Origin of the sequence: Pseudomonas sp. NDM (assembly GCF_003105095.1) — a bacterium.
In the GTDB taxonomy this organism is placed as follows: Bacteria; Pseudomonadota; Gammaproteobacteria; order Pseudomonadales; family Pseudomonadaceae; genus Aquipseudomonas; species Aquipseudomonas moraviensis_A.
Map to the genome: position 1 here is coordinate 1 of NZ_QETJ01000221.1, position 6628 is coordinate 6628.

The 6628-nt window shown below is 58.5% G+C and carries 6 protein-coding genes and 2 pseudogenes; 6 read left to right on the top strand and 2 right to left on the bottom strand.

What is annotated here, in order from left to right:
* The first annotated feature begins 57 nt into the window (after positions 1 to 57).
* The 5 genes and pseudogenes from DCO47_RS24980 to DCO47_RS27670 form a co-directional block, all read left to right on the top strand.
* The gene (locus DCO47_RS24980; protein WP_116659148.1) at positions 58 to 849 is read left to right on the top strand and encodes a phosphate/phosphite/phosphonate ABC transporter substrate-binding protein; all 792 of its coding nucleotides are present in this window, start codon (positions 58 to 60) and stop codon (positions 847 to 849) included.
* Between the two features lie 123 nt (positions 850 to 972).
* Positions 973 to 1500 (top strand): sigma-70 family RNA polymerase sigma factor, encoded by a 528-nt coding sequence (locus DCO47_RS24985; RefSeq protein WP_116659149.1) that lies wholly within the window; start codon positions 973 to 975, stop codon positions 1498 to 1500.
* Entirely contained in the window at positions 1497 to 2510 is a 1014-nt protein-coding gene (locus tag DCO47_RS24990) for an ABC transporter substrate-binding protein (RefSeq protein ID WP_116659150.1), read from the top strand. The genes DCO47_RS24985 and DCO47_RS24990 overlap by 4 nt, the downstream gene beginning before the upstream one ends.
* A gap of 668 nt (positions 2511 to 3178) precedes the next feature.
* Positions 3179 to 3847: pseudogene (locus tag DCO47_RS27665) on the top strand (PAS domain-containing protein); the annotation flags it as partial.
* Between the two features lie 120 nt (positions 3848 to 3967).
* A pseudogene (locus tag DCO47_RS27670) lies at positions 3968 to 4393 on the top strand (methyl-accepting chemotaxis protein); the annotation flags it as partial.
* A 65-nt stretch (positions 4394 to 4458) separates the two neighbouring features.
* Here the strand turns inward: DCO47_RS27670 and DCO47_RS25005 are convergent.
* Together DCO47_RS25005 and DCO47_RS25010 are read right to left on the bottom strand one after the other, a co-directional pair.
* The gene (locus DCO47_RS25005) at positions 4459 to 4887 is read right to left on the bottom strand and encodes a hypothetical protein (RefSeq protein WP_064364948.1); all 429 of its coding nucleotides are present in this window, start codon (positions 4885 to 4887) and stop codon (positions 4459 to 4461) included.
* A 230-nt stretch (positions 4888 to 5117) separates the two neighbouring features.
* Positions 5118 to 5555 carry a PACE efflux transporter gene (locus DCO47_RS25010; protein WP_064364946.1) on the bottom strand — a complete coding sequence of 146 codons (438 nt, stop codon included), beginning with the start codon at positions 5553 to 5555 and terminating at the stop codon, positions 5118 to 5120.
* Positions 5556 to 5677: 122 nt separating this feature from the next.
* Between DCO47_RS25010 and DCO47_RS25015 the strand changes: the two genes are divergently transcribed.
* Entirely contained in the window at positions 5678 to 6550 is an 873-nt protein-coding gene (locus tag DCO47_RS25015; RefSeq protein ID WP_064364944.1) for a LysR family transcriptional regulator, read from the top strand.
* Positions 6551 to 6628: the final 78 nt, after the last annotated feature.

Consider the following 6628-nt stretch of genomic DNA (forward strand, 5'->3'; position numbering starts at 1 on the left):
GCTATCGCGAGCAGGCTCACTCCTACAGGGGGATTTTTCTGTCGGGGAGAAATTTGCATGACCCAACACCACGCCGAACTGCTGATGTATCCGGCCCCCGAGCCCGTCCGCGTGGCCAATGAACAATGGCTGGCGCGCATCCTCGAACACCTCGGCCACAGCCGACTCGACGCGACAAAGCTGACGCTGCCCGAACTGTGGCTATCGCCGCATCTGCTGCTCACCCAGACCTGCGGCTATCCGCTGATGACAGCGCTGCGTGGCCGGGTCCGTTTCATTGGCCGGCCGCGCTATGAATTGCCTGAGGCCAGCGGCGGCCAGCATTGCAGCCTGATCGTTGGCCGCGCTGTTGATCCGCGCTATTCGCTTGGGGACTTTCGCCACAGCCGGGGCGTGATCAACAGCGAAGATTCCAACAGCGGGATGAACCTGCTGCGCCAGCGTCTGGCGCCGCTGCAGCTGGACGGCCGGTTTTTCGCCAGTGTCGGCATCAGTGGCGGCCACCGCGAGAGCCTGCGCTGGCTGCGGGAAAACCTCGCCGACCTGGCCGCGATCGACAGCGTCACGTTCGCTTATATCGCCCGCCATGCGCCCGAAGAGGTCAGCGGATTGCGCGTGGTTGCGCTCAGTGCGTTGAGTCCGACACTGCCATTCATCACGGCTGCCGGTGCCAGCGACGAGCAGGTCGAACGGCTGCTGCAAGTGATGAATCAGACGTTGCATGAATTGCCTGAGGTAGTGCAGACCTTGGGTTTGTCTGAAGTTCTGCCGGCAACTGAAAGTGACTATGAGATGCTGCTCGACTATCAGCGAGACGCTGAAGCTCGGGGCTACGGGCAACTTCGCTAACTCGAGCTAATTCCCAAAGTGAATATAAAAATAATATTTAAATATTATTAACGCATAAGGCGCCTTGTTACGATCGCGCCACCGGAACACCGGACATTCAGCGACCCTTGCCCAGGAGCCCCTATGTCCGGCGCCGATCAATTCCATCGCGACACCGTGGAACGCCTGTTCCGCGCGCATTATCGCTGGCTCTGTGATTACCTGCGTCGACACTCGCGCGACGTGGCCGGCGCTGAAGACATTGCCGGCGAAACCTTCGCCCAACTGCTCGAGGCCCCGTCGCTGACGGCGATTCGCGAACCTCGGGCCTTGCTGACGACGATCGCGCAGCGTGTGCTCTATCAGCACTGGCGCCGTGCGGATCTGCAGCGCCGCCATCTTCAGCAATCCGAACTCGATGTCGCGGCGTCGCCTGAACACCTCGCTCAGCTCTCGCAAACTCTCGATCGCCTCGATCGCAGCCTGCATCGCTTGCCTGCCAAGGTCCGTTCGACCTTTCTGCTCGCGCGTATCGATGGCCTGACCTACCCGCAAATCGCTGCCGAACTGGGCATCTCACAGCGTTCGGTGAGCGTGTACATGGCTCGTTCCCAAGCGCTGTGCGATCGCCACAGCGCCAACCAATTCCTGGAAGAAAAGAGGTCTGCATGACATCGATCAAAACCCTGCTCGGCCGCACGCTGCTGGCGCTGAGCCTGAGCGTCGGGGCTGTTTGCGCAGCCGAAAAAAGCGCACCGATTCACTTCGGCGACATCACGTGGGAGAGCGGCAGTTTCATCACCGAAGTGCTGCGCTTGATCGTGGAAAAAGGCTACGGCTATCCGACCGACACGTTGCCGGGCAGCACGGTCAGCCTGGAGGCGGCATTGGCGAAAAACGACATTCAGGTAATCGGCGAAGAGTGGGCCGGGCGCAGTCCGGCGTGGGTCAAGGCTGCCGCCGAGGGCAAGGTATTCGGCCTCGGCGACACGGTCAAAGGTGCCACCGAAGGCTGGTGGGTCCCGGAATATGTGATCAAGGGCGACCCGAAACGCGGAATCAAGGCGCTCGCGCCGGAACTGAAATCGGTCGCTGACCTGCCGCGCTACAAGGATGTGTTCCGGGACCCCGAAGACCCGGGCCGCGGGCGCTTTCTCAACAGCCCGACCGGCTGGACCTCGGAAATCGTCAACAGCCAGAAGCTCAAGGCGTATGGTCTGAGCGACAGCTTCGTCAACTTCCGCACCGGCTCCGGCGCGGCATTGGATGCCGAGGTGGCGTCGTCGATCAAGCGCGGCAAACCGGTGCTGTTCTATTACTGGTCGCCGACGCCGTTGCTCGGGCGTTTCAAACTGGTGAAGCTGGAAGAGCCACCGTTCGATGCCGAAGCGTGGAAAACCCTGGCCGATGCCAACAACCCGAATCCGCAGGGCACGCGCTCGATGCCGGCGAGCCTGGCGATTGGCGTGTCGGCGCCGTTCAAGGCGCAGTACCCGGAGCTGGTCGCGTTCTTTGAGAAAGTCGATCTGCCGATTGATCTGCTCAACCAGACATTGGCCGGCATGAGTGAAAAACGCCTGCAACCGCGAGCGGTGGCCGAGGCGTTTTTGCGTGATCAGCCGCAGGTCTGGACAGCTTGGGTGCCGGGGGAGGTGGCGGCCAAGGTCAGGGGAAGTTTGTAGTGTTTTCTGATGTTTTTGTGGTGCTGCAACTAACGCTATCGCGAGCAGGCTCACTCCTACAGGGGGGATCGATTCCCATGTGGGAGCGAGCTTGCTCGCGAAAGCGTCCGCTCAGGCAACATTTTTCCCGGCGCTGAACCGTTTCTTGTACAAAAAATGCCAGATACTGGCCGACTAGTGGCCTTGCGCCCGGCGTCAGGCTGGCTATCCTTGCAGGTAACTAACCATGTCGACCGTCATGCCATCCATGACAGCGGCACAGGGTTGGTCCGTGATTCATGCTGCCAGAGTGCGCGATCCAAGGCACCGACACTGAACCAACAAGGAGCGTCACCTACATGGAAGTTCTTCTACGCGTTAGGGCTGGCCCGCATGCGGGCTATCAAGAAAAGGATGTCTTGATCAGAGCGTCGCTGCACGACCCCTCCGATTGATCATCATTTATCACCTGACAACTTCCTCCCTTGGAGGAAGGCGTGTGCCTGTTCTGTGGAACGTAGTGGTGGATCTTGAAGGACCTGGACTTTCATCAAATCAAAGAACGCGCGGAAGGTGATACAACCATGTTCAACCTACATCGCAAGGCTGACCTGCGGGAAATCGAGCGCTTCAGCTGTGCGCTGACCGAGGCCAACGCGAAGATCGAAGCGATCAGCCGCTCGATGGCCATGATCGAGTTCACGCCCGAAGGCATCGTCCTCGACGCCAACGAGAACTTCTGCAAGACCATGGGTTACAGCGCCGATGAAGTGCGCGGCAAACACCATCGGATCTTCTGCGAAGAAAGCTTTTATCGCAGCGAGGACTACGCAAAGTTGTGGCGTGACCTGGCCCGTGGTGAACCCCTCAGTGGGACTTTTCTGCGTTTGAACAAAAGCGGGCGGGAGATCTGGCTCGAGGCCAGTTACATGCCGGTGTTCGGTCCCGACAAACAGGTCAGAAGTGTCATCAAGGTTGCGGCGGACATCACCGCACGCATTAACAAAGAGCATGAAGAAGAAGCCATGCTGGCGGCGATCGGCCGTTCCATGGCGGTGATCGAGTTCACCCCTGAAGGCCATGTCATCAGCGCCAACGACAACTTCCTGCAAACCATGCAGTACACGCACAACGAAATTGTCGGCCAGCACCACAGCCTGTTCTGTCACCGCGCCGAAGCCGAATCCGCACAGTACAAGGCATTCTGGGCTTCGCTCAATCGCGGCGAATATCACTCGCACCGTTTCGAGCGCAAGAACAAGTCCGGGCAGATGGTTTATCTGGAGGCCTCGTATAACCCGCTGTTCGACGCCAAGGGCCGCTTGTACAAAGTGGTCAAGTTCGCCAGCGACATCACCCGGCAGATGACCACGTTGCAAAATGCTGCGGAATCGGCCCACAGCACTTCGGTACAAAACGACGCCTGCGCGCAAAAAGGCTCACAGGTGGTGCAGCAGACCGTGCAGATCATTCAGGACATTTCCCGCGACCTGAATGAAGCCGCGGTGAGTATCGATGCAGTGAGCAAGCAGTCGGACATCATCGGCACCATCGTCCAGACCATTCGCGGGATTGCCGATCAGACAAACCTGCTGGCGCTCAATGCTGCCATCGAAGCGGCGCGTGCCGGGGAACATGGACGCGGTTTTGCAGTAGTGGCCGATGAGGTACGCAGCCTAGCCGCGCGAACCAGTCAGGCGACGCTGGAAATTGTCGACGTGGTGCGCAAGAACCATGACCTGTCGCTGAGTGCGGTGTCGAGCATGCAGTCGAGCCTGAGCCGCACCGGGCTGGGCGTGGAACTGGCCAACGAAGCGGGCGAGGTGATTCTGGAAATTCAGCAGGGCTCGCGGCATGTGGTGGATGCTATCAGTCAGTTCAATGAAACCCTGCAATTGAACTGACAGACCCTGCAACTGCCCCGACTGCAGGGTGGGGCAGTTTCACGCGGCTTGCTCGAGGCTTTTATTTATTGTCTCAAATTAAAGTTGCCGCGGACCTTCGCAGTTTTTGTCCCGTCTGGTGATTCCGCGGTGTACTCAAAACTGCCTTTTACAGTTTGGTTAACGACGTCGACCTCATCGATGGTGATCTTTCCGCCAGCGGACTGTGCAGTCCATGAACTTTTCTCCCATACCTTGGGAATGTAGTTACCACCACTTTGCCGTGATTCGAAAAGATAAGTAGTACCGGCCACGATGGCGGCATTGATATAAATATCCGCTCCGTGGGAGATGATGTCGTCCTTTACATTTCCAGCGATATATAGGCCTTTGGAGTCCAACCACAATACACGTCGTGTGATGGATAGACTTTCCTCTCCTTGGGCTTGCTCATCGGCATATATAGCGATGTGCCCGATGGCGTTCTTGGCTTTGTTCTTCAGTTCTTCAGACATAATTCCCTTCCTTGATGGTGACTGACAGAGAGCCAGCCATGCTGGTGCATGGCCCGTTCCATGGTTCTTCAGACAAGGCTCAGCGTCTACTGTCAGAAATTACAGGTGCGGTACCCTTTCAGACGGACGGTCTGGGGCCGATTGGCCCTGATGCTGTTCAGCAGAGGCTTATCGCTAACGGCGTTAGCGATGCGTAATTCCCCCACGCCAGCTAGTAGTGCGACGTACCGTTATGCTGTTGCTGAATCCGGCAGCGCCGACGCCGGCAAACCGAAGATCCGGTCAAACAGCCAGTTGAACACGAACGTGTAGCACGGGATGAAAATGATCAGCGCCAGATCCAGCACAAAGGCCTGCACCAGACTGATGTTCATCCACCAGGCAATCAGCGGAATCAGAAACACGATCAGCGTCAGTTGAAAACCGACGGCATGGGCGATGCGCCGTTTGACCGTGCGGGTGCGCGAGACCTGGCGGCTTTCCCAGCGCTCGAACAACGAGGTGTAAATGAAATTCCAGGTCACGGCGATGCTGGTGATGATCACCGCCAGTGGCCCGGTGCTGCCCGGCGATGTGCCCGACAGTAACGCCAGACCGAGGGCGGAGAAGGTCATGCCGATCACTTCGTAGAGCGATACGTAGACCAGTTTGCGTTTCACGCCTTGCATGCAGATTTGCCTCTTTCTTGCCGATTGTGGGCCAGCAGGGCTGGCGAAGGCGGCGAAAGATAGCTTCAATAGACCTGACAGAAAAAGTCGGTAGCTTTCAGTTTTATTGATAGGTGGGCAGGTTGAATTTCAATAGCGACAGTATTGAATTGTTTCTCGCGGTGATCGAGCGCGGCTCGTTTTCCGCGGCTGCGCGGCAGTTGGGCAAGGTGCCTTCGGCGGTGAGCATGGGCATTGCCAACCTTGAAGCCGAACTCGGTTACCCCTTGTTCGATCGCAGTCACCGTGAGCCGCAACCCACGGCGATGGCACAATCGCTGGTGCCGCACGCGCGACTGATCGCCGAACAGCTCAAGCAGTTGCAGGTGCACGCGGTGGAGTTGTCGCTGGGGCTGGAAAGCCGGTTGTCGATCGGCGTGGTCGCCGACCTTGACCGACGTCGCTTGCTGGCGGCGATCAAGGTGATTGCCGAGCGTCATCCGCTGCTCGACGTCGAAGTGCTGACCGCGCCCCAGGATGATGTGCTGGCGATGTTGCACAGTGGCCGGGTCAGCGTGTGCCTGGCCTTCGCCGGGTTGAGCGTAAATGCGCTGGAGCGGTTTCAGTTCGTCGGCAGCGAACGCATGATCGCCACGCTGGCGGCGGACAGTCCGTTGCTGCAGGGGCGGGATGTGTTTCTCGAAGATCTGGTGCAGGTGCGGCAGATCATCGTCGCCAGTCGCGACTTGCCGATCAGCGAGACGCGGCCGTTGGTGGCGGAATCCTACTGGCGCACGGATAACCTCGAAACGGCGATGGAGATGGTCGAGGCGGGATTGGGCTGGGGCAATTTTCCGCTGTCGGTGGTGCAGCCGTGGCTGGAGTCCGGACGCTTGAAACGGCTGAATTTTCGCAACATCGAAAATGGTCTGGTGCTGCCGGTGCACGCGGTATGGCTCAAGAGCCAGCCATTGCAGAAGGGCGCGCAGGCGTTGGTCGACCTGCTCAGCCATTGAGCCCAACACAAAACCCCTGTAGGAGCTGCCGAAGGCTGCGATCTTTTGATCTTGTTCTTGAAAGCAAAATCAAAAGAT